This is a genomic window from Sphingobium sp. TomMM35A (assembly GCF_054771735.1).
In genome coordinates this window covers 1410824-1427977 of the sequence record NZ_BSRC01000001.1, presented here as the reverse complement: position 1 = coordinate 1427977, position 17154 = coordinate 1410824, and the positions used below count along the sequence as shown (strand labels likewise).

The window sequence follows — 17154 nt, the reverse complement described above, 5'->3', positions numbered from 1 at the left end:
ATCAGTTCCACTTGCCCATGGCGGTTTCGAGGTTCGCGCGGATCGCCTCGAAGAACTGCTCGGTGGTCATCCATGCCTGATCCGGACCGATCAGCAGGGCAAGATCCTTGGTCATCGCGCCGCTTTCGACGGTTTCAATGCAGACCTTTTCCAGCGTCTCGGCGAACTTGGTGACGTCCGGCGTGTCGTCGAATTTGCCGCGATAGGCCAGGCCCTGCGTCCAGGCGAAGATCGACGCGATCGGGTTGGTCGACGTCTGCTTGCCTTGCTGGTGCTGGCGATAGTGGCGGGTGACGGTGCCGTGCGCGGCTTCCGCCTCGACCGTCTTGCCATCGGGCGAGAGCAGGACGGAGGTCATGAGGCCGAGCGAGCCGAAGCCCTGCGCCACGGTGTCGGACTGCACGTCGCCGTCATAATTCTTGCACGCCCAGACGAAGTTGCCGTTCCACTTGAGTGCGGATGCGACCATGTCGTCGATCAGGCGGTGTTCGTAGACGATGCCGGCAGCCTTGAACTTGTCGGCGAATTCGGCATCGAACACTTCCTGGAACAGGTCCTTGAAGCGGCCGTCATAGGCCTTGAGGATCGTGTTCTTGGTGGACAGATACACAGGCCAGCCACGCAGCAGGCCATAGTTGAAGCTGGCCTTGGCGAAGTCGCGGATCGATTCGTCGAGGTTGTACATGCCCATGGCGACGCCCGCATCGGGGAATTCGAACACGTCGAATTCCAACTGGTCGCCATTGGTGCCCACCCACTTCATGGTCAGCTTCCCCGGGCCGGGGACGCGGAAGTCGGTGGCGCGATACTGGTCGCCAAAGGCGTGACGGCCGATGACGATCGGGTCGGTCCAGCCGGGGACCAGGCGGGGCACGTTCTGGATCACGATCGGCTCGCGGAAGACGACGCCGCCCAGGATGTTGCGGATCGTGCCGTTGGGCGACTTCCACATCTTCTTGAGCTTGAATTCCTCGACGCGGGCTTCGTCGGGCGTGATGGTGGCGCACTTCACGCCGACGCCATATTGCTTGATCGCATTGGCGCAATCGACGGTGACCTGATCTTCCGTCGCGTCGCGATTCTCGACCGACAGATCATAATATTTGAGGTCGATGTCGAGATAGGGGAGGATGAGGCGCTCACGGATCCACTGCCAGATGATCCGCGTCATTTCGTCGCCGTCGATCTCCACGACAGGGTTTTTGACCTTGATCTTCGCCATGCGCCTCTTCGCCTTCTTCGTTTGGATGGAATTGCGACACGCCCTAGGGAAAGCGGCGGCAATGTTCAACAGCGCAATGGCTGCTGATGGGGCGTCGCACTTGCCATGCCCCGGTGCAGGATCGGGCGTTGTCACTGCAAGTGACTGTCCCTAAAGACAGGTGCCATGGAAAATGACGAAATCACCGTCGCCTTGGGCGGCAATGTGAAGTGGCGCTTCCCTACGGTCCATCCGGAGGGGATGAAATTCGGCCTGATCGCCGCCGCGATCACGGCAGTGCTGTTCCTGGTGGGGTGGACGATACCCGGCTGGCTGATGGTGATGGTGACGATCTGGGTGTTCGCCTTCTTCCGCGATCCGGTGCGCGCCGTGCCGCAGGATGAAAGAGCGATCATCGCGCCTGCCGACGGCCTGGTGACGCTGATCCAGCGCGTGCCGCCCCCGCGCGAGATGGCCGGAGCCGATGGCCTTGGCGACCAGCCGATGATCCGCGTGTCGATCTTCATGAGTGTGTTCGACGTCCATATCAACCGCACGCCGATAGGCGGGACGGTGAAGTCGGTGGTCTATATCTCGGGCAAGTTCCTGAACGCAGACCTCGACAAAGCGAGCGAGGATAATGAGCGCCAGCATATCCTGGTGGAACGCCATGACGGCTTGCGCGTCGGCTTCACCCAGATTGCGGGGCTTGTGGCCCGGCGGATCGTGCCGTTCGTGAAGCCTGGCGACATGATCGCTGCGGGGCAGCGCATCGGGCTCATCCGCTTTGGCAGCCGCGTCGACGTCTATCTCCCAGCCGGAACGGCGCCGCGCGTCGTTCTGGGGCAAAGGACCGTTGCAGGCGAGACCATCCTCGGCCAAATTGGCGACATGCGGGTCATTTCGGGTATCCAGCAATGAGGCAGCGGCGCGCTATCCCCCGTGGGCTTCGCCGGGGCATCACGCTGCGGATGGTAGCGCCCAATGCCGTCACGGCCATGGCGCTATGCTTCGGCCTGACCGGGGTACGCTATGGCATTTCCGGCGAGTGGGAGAGGGCGGTCCTCTCCATCCTGATCGCAGGCGTGCTGGACGGGCTCGATGGCCGCATCGCCCGGCTGCTGCGTGGGGAAAGCCGATTCGGCGCTGAACTCGACTCCTTGTCGGACTCCATTGCCTTCGGTGTCGCGCCAGCATTGATCCTGTACCTCTGGTCGCTGCAAGCGATGCCGAAATTCGGCTGGATCTTCGCGCTGGCGCATGCACTGTCCTGCGCGCTCCGCCTGGCGCGCTTCAACGCCAATATCGACGCGGACATACAGCCGCATAAGTCGGCGGGCTTCCTGACCGGGGTCCCCGCGCCTGCGGGCGCAGGGCTGGCGTTCGTGCCGCTCTATCTGTGGCTGGTGACTGGCGAAGAACTATTCCGGGCCTGGTATGTGGTCGCGCCCTGGACAGCCTTTACCGCTTTCCTGATGATTTCGAGCATTGCCACCTACAGCTGGTCGGCGCTGCGGCTGCGCAAGCGGATCAGGCTGGAGGCTATTGCGGTCGCTGGACTGCTCGCGGCGCTGCTGCTCACCGATCCCTGGCTCACCTTGCTGGCGATCTGCGCGGTTTATCTGGCGACCATCCCGTTCGGGATCATGTCCTATGCTCGCGTCCGGAGGCAGAGGCTGGCAGCCGCGTCCTGATCAGATCAGGCGGCGAAGACGCCCGACGGCGCTACTGCAGGAACAGTGCGCCGGTCCGGGTTCACGCGGCGGCGGCTGATCCGCAGATGATAGACCGGCGGCTGTTGGGGAATGGGTTCGAACAGCAAGGCGGCCGCCATCTTTTCATGATAGAGCGCGAACATGCCGACGATGACGCCTGCGGCCAGAAGGAACGCCGCGAAAAATACCGTAGCTGCAACAATGGTGAACATGAGACCGCTCACTCTTCCTGTCCTAAGAACCATGGGTTCTGATTGAAGGAGCAAACCGGCCAAGGCTTCGTTTTGTTCCCATGTTCACTATATGTTCTAGTTTCAAGCGCCCGTCAAGTCTTGCGTTGCTGCTCGCCACCCGTTAAGGGCCGCGCCATTCCACATGGGAATCGCACATATCCGGTGCTGATGGCGTGATGCTGCCAGTTCCTGATTCCCAGAGGTCAAACCGGAAGGAGATAAGATTATGGCGGCACCTGTCGTCACCATGCACCAATTGATCGAGGCTGGCGCCCACTTCGGGCACCAGACCCACCGTTGGAATCCGCGCATGAAGCCGTACATTTTCGGCGAGCGCAACGGCATCCACATCCTCGACCTGTCGCAGACCGTGCCGCTGTTCGGCCGTGCGCTCGACTTCGTGTCGGCGACTGTCGCTGCTGGCGGCAAGGTGCTGTTCGTCGGCACCAAGCGCCAGGCGCAGGACCCGATCGCTGAAGCTGCCCGCAAGTCGGGCCAGCACTTCGTCAACCACCGCTGGCTGGGCGGCATGCTCACCAACTGGAAGACGATTTCGGGTTCGATCAAGCGTCTGAAGACCCTTGAAGAGAAGCTGTCGGGCGACACCCACGGCTTCACCAAGAAGGAAGTCCTTCAGATGACCCGCGAGCGCGAGAAGCTCGAACTGTCGCTGGGCGGCATCCGCGACATGAACGGCATCCCCGATGTCATGTTCGTGATCGACGCCAACAAGGAAGAACTGGCGATCAAGGAAGCCAACACGCTCGGCATCCCGGTCGTCGCGATCCTCGATTCGAACGTCTCGCCCGACGGCATCGCTTTCCCGGTTCCGGCGAATGACGACGCCAGCCGCGCGATCCGCCTCTATTGCGACGCCATCGCCGCCGCCGCCACCAAGGGCAACCGTGGTGCGCAGCAGGCTTCGGGCGTTGACATCGGCGCGCTGGACGAGCCGGAAGCCGAAGAGGTCGCCGTCCAGGCCTGATCCCGCGGTCTTTGAACTGCAAGATTGACAGGCTAGGGCGCGCTCCACCGGACCGCGCCCTAGTCCATATTTGAACCATTAAACTTTAGGAGCCGAAACATGGCCGAGATTACCGCCGCCGCCGTCAAGGAACTGCGCGACCGTTCGGGCGCGGGCATGATGGACTGCAAGAAGGCGCTCGCCGAAGCCAATGGCGACATGGAAGCCGCCGTCGACTGGCTGCGCGCCAAGGGTCTTGCCGCTGCGCAGAAGAAGTCGAGCCGCACCGCCGCTGAAGGTCTGGTCGGCGTTGCCGTCGCTGGCACCAAGGGCGTTGCCGTCGAAGTGAACAGCGAAACCGACTTCGTCGCCAAGAACGACCAGTTCCAGGATTTCGTCCGCACCGTGGCCCAAGTTGCTCTGCAGAGCGGCGCGACCGATGCCGAGACGCTCTCGTCGCAGGCTCACCCGGCCGGTGGCACGATTTCCGAAAAGCTGGTGTCGAACATCGCCACCATCGGTGAGAACCAGACGCTGCGCCGCGTCGGCCAGCTGGAAGTGAGCCAGGGCGTCGTTGTGCCCTACGTTCACAACGCAGCTGCTCCTGGCCTTGGCAAGATCGGCGTGCTGGTCGCGCTGGAAGGTGATGCGCCTGCCGACGTTCTGGAGCCGCTGGGCAAGCAGATCGCGATGCACATCGCCGCCGCCTTCCCGCTGGCGCTGTCGGCTGCCGACATCGATCCGGCCCTGCTGGAGCGTGAGCGCGCGATTGCCGCGGAAAAGGCTGCCGAATCGGGCAAGCCTGCCGAGATTGTCGCCAAGATGGTCGACGGTTCGGTCGCGAAGTACGCCAAGGAAAATGCGCTGCTCAGCCAGCTGTTCGTGATGGACAACAAGACGCCGATCGCCGACGTCGTTGCCAAGGCAGCGAAGGACGCAGGCAAGTCGATCACGCTGAAGAATTATGTCCGCTTCCAGCTCGGTGAAGGCATCGAGAAGGAAACGAGCGACTTCGCGGCTGAAGTTGCTGCGGCTGCGGGCGTCTGATCCCGGCCTGACCTGACAGAGCGTTCGGTTCGGGCGGCGCGTGGGAAGCAACGCTTCTCGACAAGCGGCTCGAACACGCTAAGGACTTCACAGAATGGCGCGCGCTGCCTAAGGTGCGCGCCATTCCTTTGTCTGCTCGAATAGATGGAATTTTACCCCGCATGACTCGTCCGCCGTTCAAGCGCATATTGCTGAAACTCTCGGGCGAAGTGCTGATGGGGCAGGGGCAGTTCGGCATCGAGCCGGAGACGGTGAACCGCGTCGCGACGGAGATCGCGGCGGCCAAGGACGCAGGCTTTGAAATTTGCGTCGTGGTTGGCGGGGGTAATATCTTCCGGGGCCTGGCAGGCGCGGCCAAGGGCTTCGACCGCACCAGCGCCGATTATATGGGCATGCTCGCGACCGTGATGAACGCATTGGCGGTGCAGAACGCCCTGGAAAAGATCGGCTATGACACGCGTGTGCAGTCGGCGATCCCGATGGCGTCGGTGTGCGAGCCCTATATCCGGCGCAAGGCCGTGCGGCACATGGAAAAGGGCCGGATCGTCATCTTCGCGGCGGGTACGGGCAGCCCCTTCTTCACCACGGATACCACGGCGGCGCTGCGGGCGGCCGAGATGAACTGCGACGCGCTGTTCAAGGGCACCAGCGTCGATGGCATCTATGATGCGGACCCAAAACAGGTTCCGGACGCGGCGCGCTATGATCAGATCAGCTTCGACAAGGTGCTGAACGACAATCTCAAGGTGATGGATGCGAGCGCCATTGCCCTGTGCCGCGAAAACAATATCCCCATCGTCGTTTTCAACATCCGCGAAACCGGCAATCTTGCAAAGGTGCTGGCCGGTGACGGGGTTGCGACGATCGTACAAAATCAGGAGCGCTGAAAGACCATGGCTCAATATGACAAGGCCGACCTCGAACGCCGCATGCACGGCGCTGTCGAATCGCTGAAGGGCGATCTCTCCGGCCTGCGCACCGGCCGGGCCAATATCCAGCTGCTCGATCCTGTGACGGTCGAGGTCTATGGCGCCCACATGCCGCTCAACCAGGTGGCGACCGTCTCTGCGCCTGAACCGCGCATGCTGTCGGTGCAGGTCTGGGACAAGAGCAATGTCGGTCCCTGCGACAAGGCGATCCGCTCGGCGGGGCTTGGCCTCAATCCGATCGTCGACGGGCAGACGCTGCGCCTGCCGATCCCGGACCTCACCGAGGAACGGCGCAAGGAACTGGCCAAGCTTGCCAGCAAATATGCTGAAGGCGCGCGCGTCGCCGTGCGCAACGTGCGCCGCGACGGTATGGACAGCCTGAAGACGGACGAGAAGAAGGGCGAGATCAGCGAAGACGAGCGCAAGCGACTGGAAACCGAGGTGCAGAAGCTGACCGATAGCACCATCGCCGACATCGACGCTGCGGCGGCGGCCAAGGAGAAGGAAATTCTCGGTCACTGAGCCGGGGTCCTTGTCCGTGTCCACCACGCTCCGACACTTCTGATGGCCACCCAAGCCAAATCCGACTTCGCTCATGACGGTGCGCCCGGCCATGGTGCGCGGCACGTCGCCATCATCATGGACGGCAATGGCCGCTGGGCAAAGAAACGGTTCATGCCGCGTATCGCCGGTCACAGGGCGGGGGTGGAGGCCGTGCGCAAGGTAGCGCGGGCGGCGCGTGAGCTTGGGCTGGAGTGCCTGACGCTCTACGCCTTCTCGTCGGAAAACTGGAAGCGCCCCGCGGGCGAGGTTGCGGACCTGATGAGCCTGCTGCGGCGCTTCATTGAATCCGACCTCGACGAATTTCATGCCAATGGCGTGCGCTTGCGGGTGATCGGCAACTACCGAGCGCTTGACGCTTCATTGGTCGACATGATCGACGGGGCGGTTGCGCGGACGGCGGGGAACAGCGGCCCGATCGTGGCGATTGCCCTCAACTATGGCGCCCAGGACGAACTTGTCCGGGCGGCACAGGCTATTGCGCTGCGGGTGCGCGCAGGCGAGGTCGATCCGGCCGCGATCAGCTTGGAAGATGTGGCGGCAGGGCTCGACACGGCCGATCTGCCACCCCTGGACTTGCTGATCCGCACTTCGGGTGAGCAGCGGCTGAGCAATTTCATGTTGTGGCAGGCCGCCTATGCCGAGCTTTATTTCACCGATACGCTCTGGCCCGATTTCGACGCGCGGGCACTTGCCAAGGCGCTGGATGCCTTTCGCCTGAGGGACCGCCGTTTCGGCGGGCTTTGACCCATGTCGAATGAGCTTCGCATCCGCGCGGTCGTTGGCCTGCTGCTTATCCTTCTTGCCTCCGCCGCGCTCTATTTCGGGGGCTTCTTCTTCTGGCTGTTGCTCGTTGTGGCTGGCGTGCTGATGCAGGGCGAGTGGGGCGATTTGGCCCGTGCATCGCCCGAGCATCGTCGGCTTTCGATGTTCGCGGTCTCCGTGCCGCTGGCGCTACTTTGCCCCTTGGCGGCGGGGCTGTCGTGGACGGCCTTCACCCTTGCGGTGGCAGCCTTCTTCTTCGTGATCCTCGTCACGCGATCAGGCAGGCTGGCGCTCGGCGTGCTTTACGTCTTCGTGCCGGTCGCGGCGCTGATTTTCCTTCGTGAGCAGCAGCCGGGCGGCTTGCTGCTCGCCTTCTGGGCATTGTCGCTGGTGTGGGCGACGGACATCGGTGCCTATTTCGTGGGGCGCGCGATCGGGGGACCCAAGCTCGCGCCTCGGGTCAGCCCCTCCAAGACCTGGGCAGGGCTCGGCGGCGGCGTGTTGGCCGCCCTCGTCCTGGGCTTTGTCCTCCACCGCTTCGCCGGATTGCCGATCCAGCTTGCCGCCGCGAGCGGGCTTCTGGCGGTTGCCGCGCAGCTTGGCGATCTGCTGGAAAGCGCGATGAAACGCCGGGCGGGCGTCAAGGACAGCGGCAATCTGCTGCCCGGCCATGGTGGCGTGATGGACCGGCTGGACGGCGTAGTGGCCGCCGCGCCGATTGCCGCTCTCTTCTATCTTTTTCTGGTGTTTCCATGACGCGCAAAGTTTCCATCTTCGGCGCGACGGGTTCCGTCGGCATGTCGACGCTCGACCTCATCCAGCGCGATGCGCAGGCCTTTCAGGTGGTCGCTCTCACCGCCCATAGCGATGTCGATGGTCTTGCCAAGCTGGCACGCGCATGCAGTGCCCAGATGGCGGTAGTCGGCGACCCGGCGCGCTATGATGCGTTGAAGTCCGCCTTGGCGGGATCCGGCGTCGAGGCCGCCGCGGGCGAGGCCGCTCTGGTCGAGGCAGCGCAAGCAGGCGCGGACTGGAGCATGGCCGCGATCGTTGGATGCGCAGGGTTGCGGCCGACAATGGCTGCGTTGCAGGCAGGCGGAACGGTTGCGCTCGCCAACAAGGAATCACTTGTCTCGGCGGGCGCTCTGATGATGGACGCGGCGGTCCAGTCGGGGGCAACCCTGCTGCCGGTCGACAGCGAACATAATGCCATTTTCCAGTGCCTTGCCGGTAGCCGCCTGGATGATGTGGCAAGGATCATCCTGACCGCGAGCGGCGGCCCCTTCCGCACGCGCAGTCGGGAAGAAATGCGCGACATCACGCCAGCCCAGGCCGTGGCGCATCCCAATTGGTCGATGGGCGCGAAGATCAGCGTCGATAGCGCGACGATGATGAACAAGGGCCTGGAACTGATCGAGGCCGCGCATCTGTTTCCGGTGGGGTTGGATCGCATCGAGATATTGGTCCATCCCCAATCGATCATCCACTCTATGGTCGAATATCGCGATCGTTCGACGCTGGCGCAGCTGGGATCGCCGGACATGCGCATTCCCATCGCCAGCGGCCTTGCCTGGCCTGGCCGGATGGAGACACCCTGCCAACCGCTCAACCTCGCGCAGGCAGGGCGCCTCGATTTCGAGGCTCCGGACGAAGTTCGCTTTCCCGCGCTCCGCTTGGCGCGGCAGGCGGCGGAGCAGGGCGGGCTGGCGCCTGCGATCCTGAATGCGGCCAATGAAGTGGCGGTGGCGGCCTTTCTTAAAGAGGCCATCGGCTTCCTTGATATCGCCATGATTGTGGAGGACGTTCTGAACCGCTATAGCGCCCCAGAGCCAAGCGGTATCGACGATGTGCTGGAAGCGGATGCACAGGCGCGACGCATGGCGGGCCAAGTGATGGAAAGATTGACTGCTTGATCCAAAATCCCGGGTTCCTGCTGACGGTCCTCGCCTTTGTAGCGGTCATCGGGCCGCTGGTGTTCGTGCACGAACTCGGCCATTACCTCGTCGGCCGCTGGTTCGGCGTCAAGGCGGAGGCTTTTTCGATCGGCTTCGGCCCGGAACTGGCGGCATGGGTTGATAAGCGCGGCACACGCTGGCGCATCGGTGCACTTCCCCTTGGTGGCTATGTCCGCTTCAAGGGCGACATGAACGCCGCCAGCCAGACGGACCCCGCCTGGCTTCAGCTTCCGCCAAGCGAGCGCGCCGAAAGCTTCCCGGCCAAGCCCTTGTGGCAGAAGGCGGCGATCGTCGCGGCGGGGCCCTTTATCAATTTCCTCTTCGCCATTCTCATCCTGTCCACATTCGCGTTCGTTTACGGTGAGAGCCGGACACCCGCCGTCGCGGGGAAGGTGCAGGCCGGTAGCGCGGCCGCTGCGGCGGGCATACAGGCTGGAGATCGCATCCTGTCGCTGAACGGTCGGGAGATGACGACCTTCGACGACCTTCGCCTCTATGCGCAGATCCGTCCCGGCGAGCCGGTGACGATGGTCATCGAAAGATCGGGCAAGACGATTGAGAAGCAGGGCCGGGTCGGTGCTGTTCAGGAGCAGGATGGCTTTGGCAACAGGTTCAAGGTCGGGCGGCTCGGCATTGCTCCCGCGCAGCCGGTGATCGAGCCGGTCGAACTTTGGCGCGCGCCTGCCGTTGCGCTCAAGCAGACCGGGCAGATCATTCGCACCATGGTCGAAACGCTAGGGCAGATATTGGGCGGCGGCCGGTCTGTGAAGGAACTGGGCGGCCCGCTCAAGATCGCAGAGGTTTCGGGCCAGGCGGCAACATTGGGGGTGGAGAGCTTCGTGTTCTTCATGGCTCTGATCTCGATTAACTTGGGGTTCATCAACCTGTTGCCAATCCCCATGCTGGATGGCGGACATTTGCTGTTTTACGGGGTGGAGGCGATACAGCGCAGGCCCGTCAGTGCGCGGGTGCAGGAATGGGCGTACCGATCGGGTCTGGCGGTCCTTTTGGCCATGATGATGCTGGTGACTTTCAACGATTTATCTTCTTTCGGGCTCTGGGAACGCCTGTCCGGCTTGATCGGCTAAGCTGTATCGGGCAGGGAGGCGCGATTTAGCGCCGTGTTTCCCGGCGTGAACGAACATATGCTTTTTTGTAAAAGGGTAGAGCGGGTGACAGCGATGATGAGCAGCAAGAGACAGCGCCCGGTTGTCGCGGCCCTTCTGGCAACGACGATGATGGGCGGCCTGTCCGCAGTTCCCGCTCTGGCACAGGACGCGGCGCAGCCTGCCGCTCCCGTTCCGGCCGTCGCGCCCGCGGCCGGCACGATCCGCAGCATCAGCGTCGTGGGTCAGCAGCGCCTGGAACCCGATACGGTGCTATCCTACACCAAGCTTCGCGTCGGCCAGCCCTTTACCCAGGAATCGCTCGATCAGGCGCTGCGTGATCTTTACGAGACCGAACTGTTCGCAGACGTTCAGATCCGCAACGACAATGGCGCGCTCACCATCGAAGTGAAGGAAAATCCGGTCATCAACCGCATCGTGCTGGAAGGCAACAAGCGGTTGAAGGAAGACAAGATCCGTCCGGAGATCAAGCTCGCCCCGCGCCAGATCTATACCCGGTCCAAGGTCCGCGCCGACGTCGCCCGCATCATCGAACTTTACCGCCGCCAGGGCCGCTTCGCCGCGACCGTCGAGCCCAAGATGGTGCAGCTCGACCAAAACCGCGTCGATATCGTCTTTGAAATTTCGGAAGGGCCCAAGTCGAAGGTCCGCCAGATCAACATCATCGGCAATGACAAGTTCAACGATGGTGAGCTGCGCAGCCAGATGGTGACGAAGCAGTCGCGCTGGTTCCGCGTCTTCTCCTCCGGCACCAGCTACGATCCCGATCGCCTGGCCTATGACCAGCAGAAGCTGCGCCAATTCTACCTGACCGAAGGCTATGCGGATTTCCGCGTGATTTCGGCCGTCGCGGAGCTGACGCCCGACAAGCAGGACTTCATCATCACTTATGTGGTTGAAGAAGGTCAGCGCTACAAGTTCGGTGACGTGAAGGTCGAATCCGACATTCGTGACCTGTCGGGCGCGTCGCTCACCAAGACGCTGCCGATGAAGAAGGGTGATTGGTACAACGCCAAGCAGGTCGAGGACACAGTCGATACGCTCAGCCAGACGGCGGGCCTGTTCGGCTATGCCTTTGCCGACGTGCAGCCGGACTTCAACCGCGACAAGGACAGCCTGACGATGGGGATCAATTTCCGCATCGCCAACGCGCCGCGCGTCTATGTCGAACGGGTTGACATCAACGGCAACACGCTGACCCAGGACAAGGTGGTCCGCCGCGAATTCCGACTGGCGGAAGGTGACGCGTTCAACAGCTTCCTCGTCAAGCGCTCGAAGGACCGCATCAACTCGCTTGGCTTCTTCCAGGAAAAGCTGGACATCGAACAGAAGCCGGGCTCGGCGCCCGACCGCATCGTGCTGGAAACCAACGTCCAGGAAAAATCGACCGGCGAGCTGTCGCTGTCGGCAGGCTTCTCCTCGCTGGAGCGCTTCATCGTTGCGGCTTCGATCACCCAGCGCAACTTCCGCGGCAAGGGCCAGGAACTGCGCACCAGCGTCAATTATTCCAGCTATTCCAAGTCGGTCGAAGTGGGCTTCACCGAGCCCTACTTCATGGACAAGAATATCGCGCTGGGCGGCGATATCTATCGGCGTGATTTGAACAGCTTCCGTTATCTCAACAACAATGATCGCGACACAACATACAAGCAGACCACGACCGGGTTTCAGATCCGCGCTGGTGTGCCGATCACCGAATATATGTCGCTGGCGCTGCGCTACAGCCTCAACCTGGATGATGTGAGCCTCGATGAGGACACATATTACACCAACGGGGCTTGCGATCCGATCCTGGCGGGCCGCTATCTCTGCGACGCGATCGGCAAGCGGACGACGTCATCGCTTGGCTATTCGCTCATCTACGACAATCGCGACAACCGCATTCGTCCGACGCGCGGCCATAATGTTGTGTTGAGTCAGGATTTCGCGGGCCTGGGCGGCAGCGTCAAATATATCCGCACGCGTTTCAATGGGTCGAAGTTCTGGCCATTGGGCGGCGGGTTTATCTTCTCGCTTTCGGCTGAGGGTGGATATATTCATTCCCTCGAAGGGGAGCGCCGCGATGCGTCCGGCGCGCTGGTCGACAAAGTGCGCCTGACCGACCGCTTCTTCCTCGGCAACCCGCAAATTCGCGGGTTCGACATTCGCGGTATTGGGCCGCGTATCAAGCGTTACTCTCTGGTGGCGGATCCTGACAGCCCAACTGGTTTCTCGCGTAGTTCGAGCGATAATAATGTTCGCGACGACGCATTGGGCGGTAAGATCTACTATCTGGCCCGCGCCGAAGTGGAAATCCCATTAGGATCGGGCGCTCGCGAAATGGGGCTTCGTCCGTCGATCTTTGTGGATGCTGGCGCGGTTGCTGGACTGCGTGACCCGGTGCCGACCAATTTCCCAGGCTATTGTTCGGTAACTCCAAACACGGGGACGACAGGGTCCGCCAGCACTGTTCGCGCTCCCGCGCTGGGACAGTGCGATCCAGCCCCGACGGGCTTCACGGCCGACTATCTCGACGGCACCGGATTTGAAGAAGTTTATCTCGGCGACACGCTCAAGCCGCGCGTGTCCGTGGGCTTTGGCGTCAACTGGAACTCGCCGTTCGGGCCGTTCCGCATCGACATCGCCAAGGCCCTGCTCAAGGAACCAGGGGACGACACTCAGCTCATCAGCTTCAACGTAGGGACTCAATTCTAATGAATAAGATGCTCAAGGCCGCGGCGCTTGCTCTTGCGCCCATGACTGCCATCGCGCTCTCCAGCGTGCCTGCCGCAGCTCAGTCTAAGACCGGGATCGCCGTTGCAGACCTGCAGCGGGCAGTCGCCACCAGCTCGGCTTATACCACCGCGCGCTCGCAGATTCAGACGACCTACAAGGCTCAGATCGACAGCTTCACAGCGCGCAAGAATGCGATCGACGCTGATTTGAAGTCGAAGGGCAGTGCGCTCGAAGCGGCCATGAAGGCTGCGGGCAACAAGCCCACGCCTGCGATCCAGACGCAGTATGAAGCCTATCAGAAGGCCGGTCAGAACGGCCAGGCCGAACTGCAGCGCCTGGGCCAGCCGATCGCGCTAGCCAATGCCTATGTCGAAGAGCAGATTTCGGCCAAGCTGTCGGATGCGCTGAAGTCCGCGATGACGAAGGCGAAGGTGGACCTGATCCTCGCGCCCGACGCGACCGTCTCCTATCAGCCGAGCGTCGATATCACGCAGCAGGTGGTGACGGAGCTCAACGCGCTGGTGCCGAGCGTCGGCATCACGCCGCCCGCGGGCTGGCAGCCCGGCGGCGCGCGCGGTCAGGCACCGACGCCTGCCGCCGCGGCTCCCGCCAACCCGTCGCAGCAGCCGACCTCGCGCTGATATCGGCCGATGACGGGGGAAGTTGAAGCGGCACCAGCCGCCATGGGCGCCATCGATATTCGTGGCATCATGGCAGCGCTGCCGCACCGCTATCCGATGCTGCTCGTCGACCGCGTGGCCAATCTCGTGCGCAACGAGAAGATCCACGCGGTCAAGGCCGTCTCGATCAACGAATCATTTTTCCAGGGGCATTTTCCTGGCCGCCCGATCATGCCGGGCGTGTTGATCGTCGAAGCGATGGCGCAGGCAGCAGGCGTGCTGACGGTCGAAACGCTCGATCTGCGCGGCTCGGGCAAGCTGGTCTATTTCATGAGCATCGACGGGGCCAAGTTCCGCAACCCGGTGGAGCCGGGCTGCCTGCTCGACCTGCATGTTGAACTGCTCCAGATTCGGGGCCGGGTCTGCAAATTCGTCGGCAAGGCATCGGTGGACGGCAAGCTGTGCGCCGAGGCGAACTTTGTCGCGATGATTGCCGACCCGCCGGAAGACTAAAGGCCGCGCGGGGCTTGCGTTCGTGGGAAATCCCATGTAACCGCGCGCCTTCGCAAGATTTCGCATCCATGGCCGGTCGGAAACCGGCCCATTGACGGAGCAGACCCATGAAGGCCGATACCCACCCCGATTACCACTTCATCACCGTCCAGATGACCGACGGCAGCACCTTCCGCACCCGTTCGACCTGGGGCAAGGAAGGCGACACGATGGCGCTCGACATCGATCCCAAGTCGCACCCGGCGTGGACCGGCGGTCAGCGTCAGCTGGAGCAGGGCGGCCAAGTGGCGCGCTTCAACAAGCGCTTTGGCGGCCTGACGCTGAAGAAGTAATCGCTCGGTCACATGAGCAAATGAAAAGGGCGCCCGACGAGGCGCCCTTTTTTTGTCTGTAACGAAGACGGCTGCAGGGAAGCTTGATCGCTTTCGACCGCGATAGCCATAGTGCTCAGCCAGTCATCTACCCCAAAGCGGTCGTTGTTTCCCCGTCGACCGACAAGTAGGCTGGCCCAGTGACGAACGATATCAGCCCAAGCTTGCGAATGGTCAGCGGCAGATTTTTCCGGTCTGTTCTCGCAGATCGGGTAGATGACGTCCTTAAGTCACCTAGTCCGGATAGTGCGGGTCGCTATCATCGTCCGGGCCAAGCCGTGCTCTACATGAGTCCGCAACTGGAATGGGCCATGATAGCAGTTTCGGGCTACATCCGAGAAGATGGCCGGCCCCGCGTCGTAGTTCCACTGATCGTAGGCGAAGCACATGTACTTGATCAACGCGATGAACATGCCTGCAGCCTTCTCGGCATCGACCGCGATTTGTCTAATGCGCAGTGGCGACAAGCCTTAATGGCCGGACGGGAGCCTCCATCCTGGCGCAACGCGGATGTGGCGCGTTCGGCGGGCGCGGATGGAATCATCGATCGTTCGCGCATGATTCCAGGCGGATGGCACGTAAATCTATTTCGGTGGAATGAGCTTGGCGGCCCATCTGTATTAGTTGCTGGAAAACCGGTTTTAATTCAGCTTTCAAGCGACGGCCCAAAGTGGGGCTTGTAGTCATCGCTGGACATAACTGTTCTTGGGACTTGGTCTCCCATAAATCACCATCGCGCACATCACCCGTCATCCCATAGGTGATGATGTCGGCATACCGTCCTTAAGCGTGAGCCACGCGGTCCTCGTCCAGAAACGCTGCCACATCATCCAACACGACGTCCTTCGACAGGAACGTCTTCCCGATGCCTCGCGCCAGCAGGAAGGGTAGAGTGCCTGCCGCCATTTTCTTGTCGTGCAGCATATGGGCCACCAAAGCAGCGCCGTCCGCTTCCACATGGGCGCTGGCAAGATCATGCGGCAGGCCCACCGACTTCAGATGCGCCGTCACCCGATCCGCATCCTCAGGCGCGCACAGCCCCAGCCGCGCGGAATAGCGGAAGGCGAGCGCCATGCCCGCCGCCACGCCCTCGCCATGCAGCAGCAAATCGGAAAAGCCCGTATCCGCCTCCAGCGCATGTCCGAACGTATGGCCAAGGTTCAGCAGCGCGCGACGGCCGGATGTTTCGCGCTCATCGTCGGCGACGATAGCCGCCTTCGCACGGACGCTGCGTTCAATCGCGAACTCGCGGGCATCGCGATCGCCGGTCAGCAGCCGATGCCCCTCAGCCTCACACCATGCGAAAAATTCGGGATCGTCGATCAGGCCATATTTCACGATCTCGGCATAGCCCGCGCGCGTTTCACGATGCGGCAGGCTGTCAAGGGTCGACGGATCGATGAGGACGAGGCTCGGCTGATAGAAGCTGCCGATCAGATTCTTGCCCGCGCTCGCGTTGATCGCGGTCTTTCCTCCAACCGAACTGTCGACCTGGGCGAGCAACGTCGTTGGCACCTGGATAAAGTGGCAGCCGCGCTTCAGGATGGACGCGGCAAAGCCCACGAGATCGCCGATCACGCCGCCGCCCAGCGCCACGACATGGTCGCCGCGCTCCACTTCCAGAGCCAATAGCTGATCGAGCAATTGCTCAAGGTGGCGCCAGCTCTTCGTCTGCTCGCCTGCGGGCAGGATGATGGGCTGAACCGTGATGCCGGTGCTGCGCAGGCTGTTTTCAAGCCTGGGTAGCTGTGCCTTTGCGACATTGGCGTCGGTCACGACCACCATCCTGCCGCCCCTTGCATAGGAACCAAGATGACCGGCCGCGCGATCCAGCGCGCCTTGTTCGATCACGATGTCATAGCTGCGCGCATCCAGCGCGACGCGGACTATTGCCATGCCGCCAATTTCTCCAAAATGCTCTCGACCGCCACTTCATGCGGCGCGGCAATGCTCTTCACGTGGATGGGGGCCAACGAGTAGACCGGGTTCCGAACTGCCGCCAATTCGGTCAGCACGACGCGGGGGTCCTTACCTTTCAACAAGGGGCGGCCTTCCCGCCGCGATACCCGATCGACCAGCGTGTCGATGTCGGCGTCCAGCCATATCGCGGTCGCCTGGTCAAGGATCAGGGCGCGCGTATCTTCCTGCATGAATGCGCCGCCGCCGGTGGCGATCACCTTGGGCTCATCGTCCAGCAACCGGGCGATCACCCGCCGCTCGCCATCACGGAAATAGCCCTCGCCATAGCGTTCGAACATTTCCGTGATGGTCATGCCCGCGGCCTTTTCGATCTCTTCGTCAGCATCCACGAAGGCAAGGCCGAGCCGCGCTGCCAGCCTGCGTCCGACCGTCGATTTGCCGACGCCCATCATCCCTATCAGGACGATGGAACCGCGCTTTGACTGCGGAGGCACGGATTTGCTGTTTCGCTGCATTGC

General features: G+C 62.3%; 19 protein-coding genes. 15 read left to right on the top strand and 4 right to left on the bottom strand.

All coding sequences use genetic code 11. The annotated features are described in order from the left end of the window. Position 1: 1 nt before the first annotated feature. On the bottom strand, positions 2-1222 hold the full coding sequence (locus ACYU8T_RS07070; protein ID WP_097091278.1) for an NADP-dependent isocitrate dehydrogenase: 1221 nt from the start codon (positions 1220-1222) through the stop codon (positions 2-4). 165 nt (positions 1223-1387) lie between these two features. On the opposite strand from ACYU8T_RS07070, the gene ACYU8T_RS07065 reads away from it, so the two are divergent. Both ACYU8T_RS07065 and ACYU8T_RS07060 read left to right on the top strand, forming a co-directional pair. Continuing rightward, complete coding sequence (locus ACYU8T_RS07065) at positions 1388-2122, top strand: phosphatidylserine decarboxylase (RefSeq protein ID WP_201513524.1); 735 nt, start codon at positions 1388-1390, stop codon at positions 2120-2122. Beyond that, positions 2119-2895: a CDP-alcohol phosphatidyltransferase family protein gene (locus ACYU8T_RS07060; RefSeq protein ID WP_201513525.1), complete on the top strand. Its 777-nt coding sequence runs from the start codon at positions 2119-2121 to the stop codon at positions 2893-2895. The genes ACYU8T_RS07065 and ACYU8T_RS07060 overlap by 4 nt, the downstream gene beginning before the upstream one ends. Positions 2896-2900: 5 nt before the next feature. Here the strand turns inward: ACYU8T_RS07060 and ACYU8T_RS07055 are convergent, their stop codons facing one another. Beyond that, positions 2901-3128 carry a hypothetical protein gene (locus tag ACYU8T_RS07055; protein ID WP_097091281.1) on the bottom strand — a complete coding sequence of 76 codons (228 nt, stop codon included), beginning with the start codon at positions 3126-3128 and terminating at the stop codon, positions 2901-2903. Positions 3129-3375: 247 nt separating this feature from the next. On the opposite strand from ACYU8T_RS07055, the gene rpsB reads away from it, so the two are divergent. From rpsB to ACYU8T_RS06990, 13 genes are all read left to right on the top strand, one after another. Next, positions 3376-4134, top strand: coding sequence for a 30S ribosomal protein S2 (gene rpsB, locus ACYU8T_RS07050; RefSeq protein ID WP_097091282.1), 759 nt, complete (start codon positions 3376-3378; stop codon positions 4132-4134). Positions 4135-4233: 99 nt separating this feature from the next. After that, a complete protein-coding gene (tsf, locus tag ACYU8T_RS07045) occupies positions 4234-5160 on the top strand; it encodes a translation elongation factor Ts (RefSeq protein ID WP_097091283.1) in 927 nt (308 codons plus the stop codon). A gap of 161 nt (positions 5161-5321) precedes the next feature. Further along, a complete protein-coding gene (pyrH, locus tag ACYU8T_RS07040; protein ID WP_247231544.1) occupies positions 5322-6047 on the top strand; it encodes a UMP kinase in 726 nt (241 codons plus the stop codon). Positions 6048-6053: 6 nt separating this feature from the next. Further along, entirely contained in the window at positions 6054-6611 is a 558-nt protein-coding gene (gene frr / locus ACYU8T_RS07035) for a ribosome recycling factor (RefSeq protein ID WP_097091285.1), read from the top strand. Positions 6612-6653: 42 nt separating this feature from the next. After that, positions 6654-7397 carry a polyprenyl diphosphate synthase gene (gene uppS / locus ACYU8T_RS07030; protein ID WP_461158938.1) on the top strand — a complete coding sequence of 248 codons (744 nt, stop codon included), beginning with the start codon at positions 6654-6656 and terminating at the stop codon, positions 7395-7397. 3 nt (positions 7398-7400) lie between these two features. Then, positions 7401-8171 carry a phosphatidate cytidylyltransferase gene (locus ACYU8T_RS07025; RefSeq protein WP_461158937.1) on the top strand — a complete coding sequence of 257 codons (771 nt, stop codon included), beginning with the start codon at positions 7401-7403 and terminating at the stop codon, positions 8169-8171. Further along, positions 8168-9328 carry a 1-deoxy-D-xylulose-5-phosphate reductoisomerase gene (locus ACYU8T_RS07020; protein ID WP_461158936.1) on the top strand — a complete coding sequence of 387 codons (1161 nt, stop codon included), beginning with the start codon at positions 8168-8170 and terminating at the stop codon, positions 9326-9328. Before ACYU8T_RS07025 ends, ACYU8T_RS07020 begins: the two co-directional genes overlap by 4 nt. Beyond that, positions 9325-10458 carry an RIP metalloprotease RseP gene (rseP, locus tag ACYU8T_RS07015; RefSeq protein ID WP_461158935.1) on the top strand — a complete coding sequence of 378 codons (1134 nt, stop codon included), beginning with the start codon at positions 9325-9327 and terminating at the stop codon, positions 10456-10458. The genes ACYU8T_RS07020 and rseP overlap by 4 nt, the downstream gene beginning before the upstream one ends. Positions 10459-10551: 93 nt before the next feature. Next, positions 10552-13191, top strand: a complete 2640-nt coding sequence (gene bamA, locus ACYU8T_RS07010) for an outer membrane protein assembly factor BamA (RefSeq protein ID WP_461159770.1) — start codon at positions 10552-10554, stop codon at positions 13189-13191. Beyond that, a complete protein-coding gene (locus ACYU8T_RS07005) occupies positions 13191-13853 on the top strand; it encodes an OmpH/Skp family outer membrane protein (RefSeq protein ID WP_201513530.1) in 663 nt (220 codons plus the stop codon). The genes bamA and ACYU8T_RS07005 overlap by 1 nt, the downstream gene beginning before the upstream one ends. A 9-nt stretch (positions 13854-13862) precedes the next feature. Next, on the top strand, positions 13863-14345 hold the full coding sequence (gene fabZ / locus ACYU8T_RS07000; RefSeq protein WP_461158934.1) for a 3-hydroxyacyl-ACP dehydratase FabZ: 483 nt from the start codon (positions 13863-13865) through the stop codon (positions 14343-14345). Between the two features lie 107 nt (positions 14346-14452). Further along, positions 14453-14677 carry a 50S ribosomal protein L31 gene (gene rpmE, locus ACYU8T_RS06995; protein ID WP_097091292.1) on the top strand — a complete coding sequence of 75 codons (225 nt, stop codon included), beginning with the start codon at positions 14453-14455 and terminating at the stop codon, positions 14675-14677. A 209-nt stretch (positions 14678-14886) separates the two neighbouring features. Further along, on the top strand, positions 14887-15399 hold the full coding sequence (locus tag ACYU8T_RS06990; RefSeq protein WP_461159769.1) for an RES family NAD+ phosphorylase: 513 nt from the start codon (positions 14887-14889) through the stop codon (positions 15397-15399). 100 nt (positions 15400-15499) lie between these two features. On the opposite strand, the gene aroB is transcribed toward ACYU8T_RS06990, so the two are convergent. Together aroB and ACYU8T_RS06980 are read right to left on the bottom strand one after the other, a co-directional pair. Further along, positions 15500-16612, bottom strand: coding sequence for a 3-dehydroquinate synthase (gene aroB, locus ACYU8T_RS06985; protein ID WP_461158933.1), 1113 nt, complete (start codon positions 16610-16612; stop codon positions 15500-15502). Further along, the gene (locus ACYU8T_RS06980; protein WP_201513534.1) at positions 16603-17151 is read right to left on the bottom strand and encodes a shikimate kinase; all 549 of its coding nucleotides are present in this window, start codon (positions 17149-17151) and stop codon (positions 16603-16605) included. Before ACYU8T_RS06980 ends, aroB begins: the two co-directional genes overlap by 10 nt. Positions 17152-17154 lie beyond the last annotated feature (3 nt).

What these genes read in the sequence shown, in the direction of transcription:
- ACYU8T_RS06990 (WP_461159769.1), top strand. Translation starts at nt 14,887, where the DNA reads ATGGTCAGCGGCAGATTTTTCCGGTCTGTTCTCGCAGATCGGGTAGAT.
- ACYU8T_RS07060 (WP_201513525.1), top strand. Translation starts at nt 2,119, where the DNA reads ATGAGGCAGCGGCGCGCTATCCCCCGTGGGCTTCGCCGGGGCATCACG.
- ACYU8T_RS06980 (WP_201513534.1), bottom strand. Translation starts at nt 17,151, where the DNA reads ATGCAGCGAAACAGCAAATCCGTGCCTCCGCAGTCAAAGCGCGGTTCC.
- rpmE (WP_097091292.1), top strand. Translation starts at nt 14,453, where the DNA reads ATGAAGGCCGATACCCACCCCGATTACCACTTCATCACCGTCCAGATG.
- fabZ (WP_461158934.1), top strand. Translation starts at nt 13,863, where the DNA reads ATGACGGGGGAAGTTGAAGCGGCACCAGCCGCCATGGGCGCCATCGAT.
- ACYU8T_RS07005 (WP_201513530.1), top strand. Translation starts at nt 13,191, where the DNA reads ATGAATAAGATGCTCAAGGCCGCGGCGCTTGCTCTTGCGCCCATGACT.
- bamA (WP_461159770.1), top strand. Translation starts at nt 10,552, where the DNA reads ATGATGAGCAGCAAGAGACAGCGCCCGGTTGTCGCGGCCCTTCTGGCA.
- uppS (WP_461158938.1), top strand. Translation starts at nt 6,654, where the DNA reads ATGGCCACCCAAGCCAAATCCGACTTCGCTCATGACGGTGCGCCCGGC.
- ACYU8T_RS07070 (WP_097091278.1), bottom strand. Translation starts at nt 1,222, where the DNA reads ATGGCGAAGATCAAGGTCAAAAACCCTGTCGTGGAGATCGACGGCGAC.
- tsf (WP_097091283.1), top strand. Translation starts at nt 4,234, where the DNA reads ATGGCCGAGATTACCGCCGCCGCCGTCAAGGAACTGCGCGACCGTTCG.
- ACYU8T_RS07065 (WP_201513524.1), top strand. Translation starts at nt 1,388, where the DNA reads ATGGAAAATGACGAAATCACCGTCGCCTTGGGCGGCAATGTGAAGTGG.
- rpsB (WP_097091282.1), top strand. Translation starts at nt 3,376, where the DNA reads ATGGCGGCACCTGTCGTCACCATGCACCAATTGATCGAGGCTGGCGCC.
- pyrH (WP_247231544.1), top strand. Translation starts at nt 5,322, where the DNA reads ATGACTCGTCCGCCGTTCAAGCGCATATTGCTGAAACTCTCGGGCGAA.
- ACYU8T_RS07055 (WP_097091281.1), bottom strand. Translation starts at nt 3,128, where the DNA reads ATGTTCACCATTGTTGCAGCTACGGTATTTTTCGCGGCGTTCCTTCTG.
- ACYU8T_RS07025 (WP_461158937.1), top strand. Translation starts at nt 7,401, where the DNA reads ATGTCGAATGAGCTTCGCATCCGCGCGGTCGTTGGCCTGCTGCTTATC.
- frr (WP_097091285.1), top strand. Translation starts at nt 6,054, where the DNA reads ATGGCTCAATATGACAAGGCCGACCTCGAACGCCGCATGCACGGCGCT.
- ACYU8T_RS07020 (WP_461158936.1), top strand. Translation starts at nt 8,168, where the DNA reads ATGACGCGCAAAGTTTCCATCTTCGGCGCGACGGGTTCCGTCGGCATG.
- aroB (WP_461158933.1), bottom strand. Translation starts at nt 16,612, where the DNA reads ATGGCAATAGTCCGCGTCGCGCTGGATGCGCGCAGCTATGACATCGTG.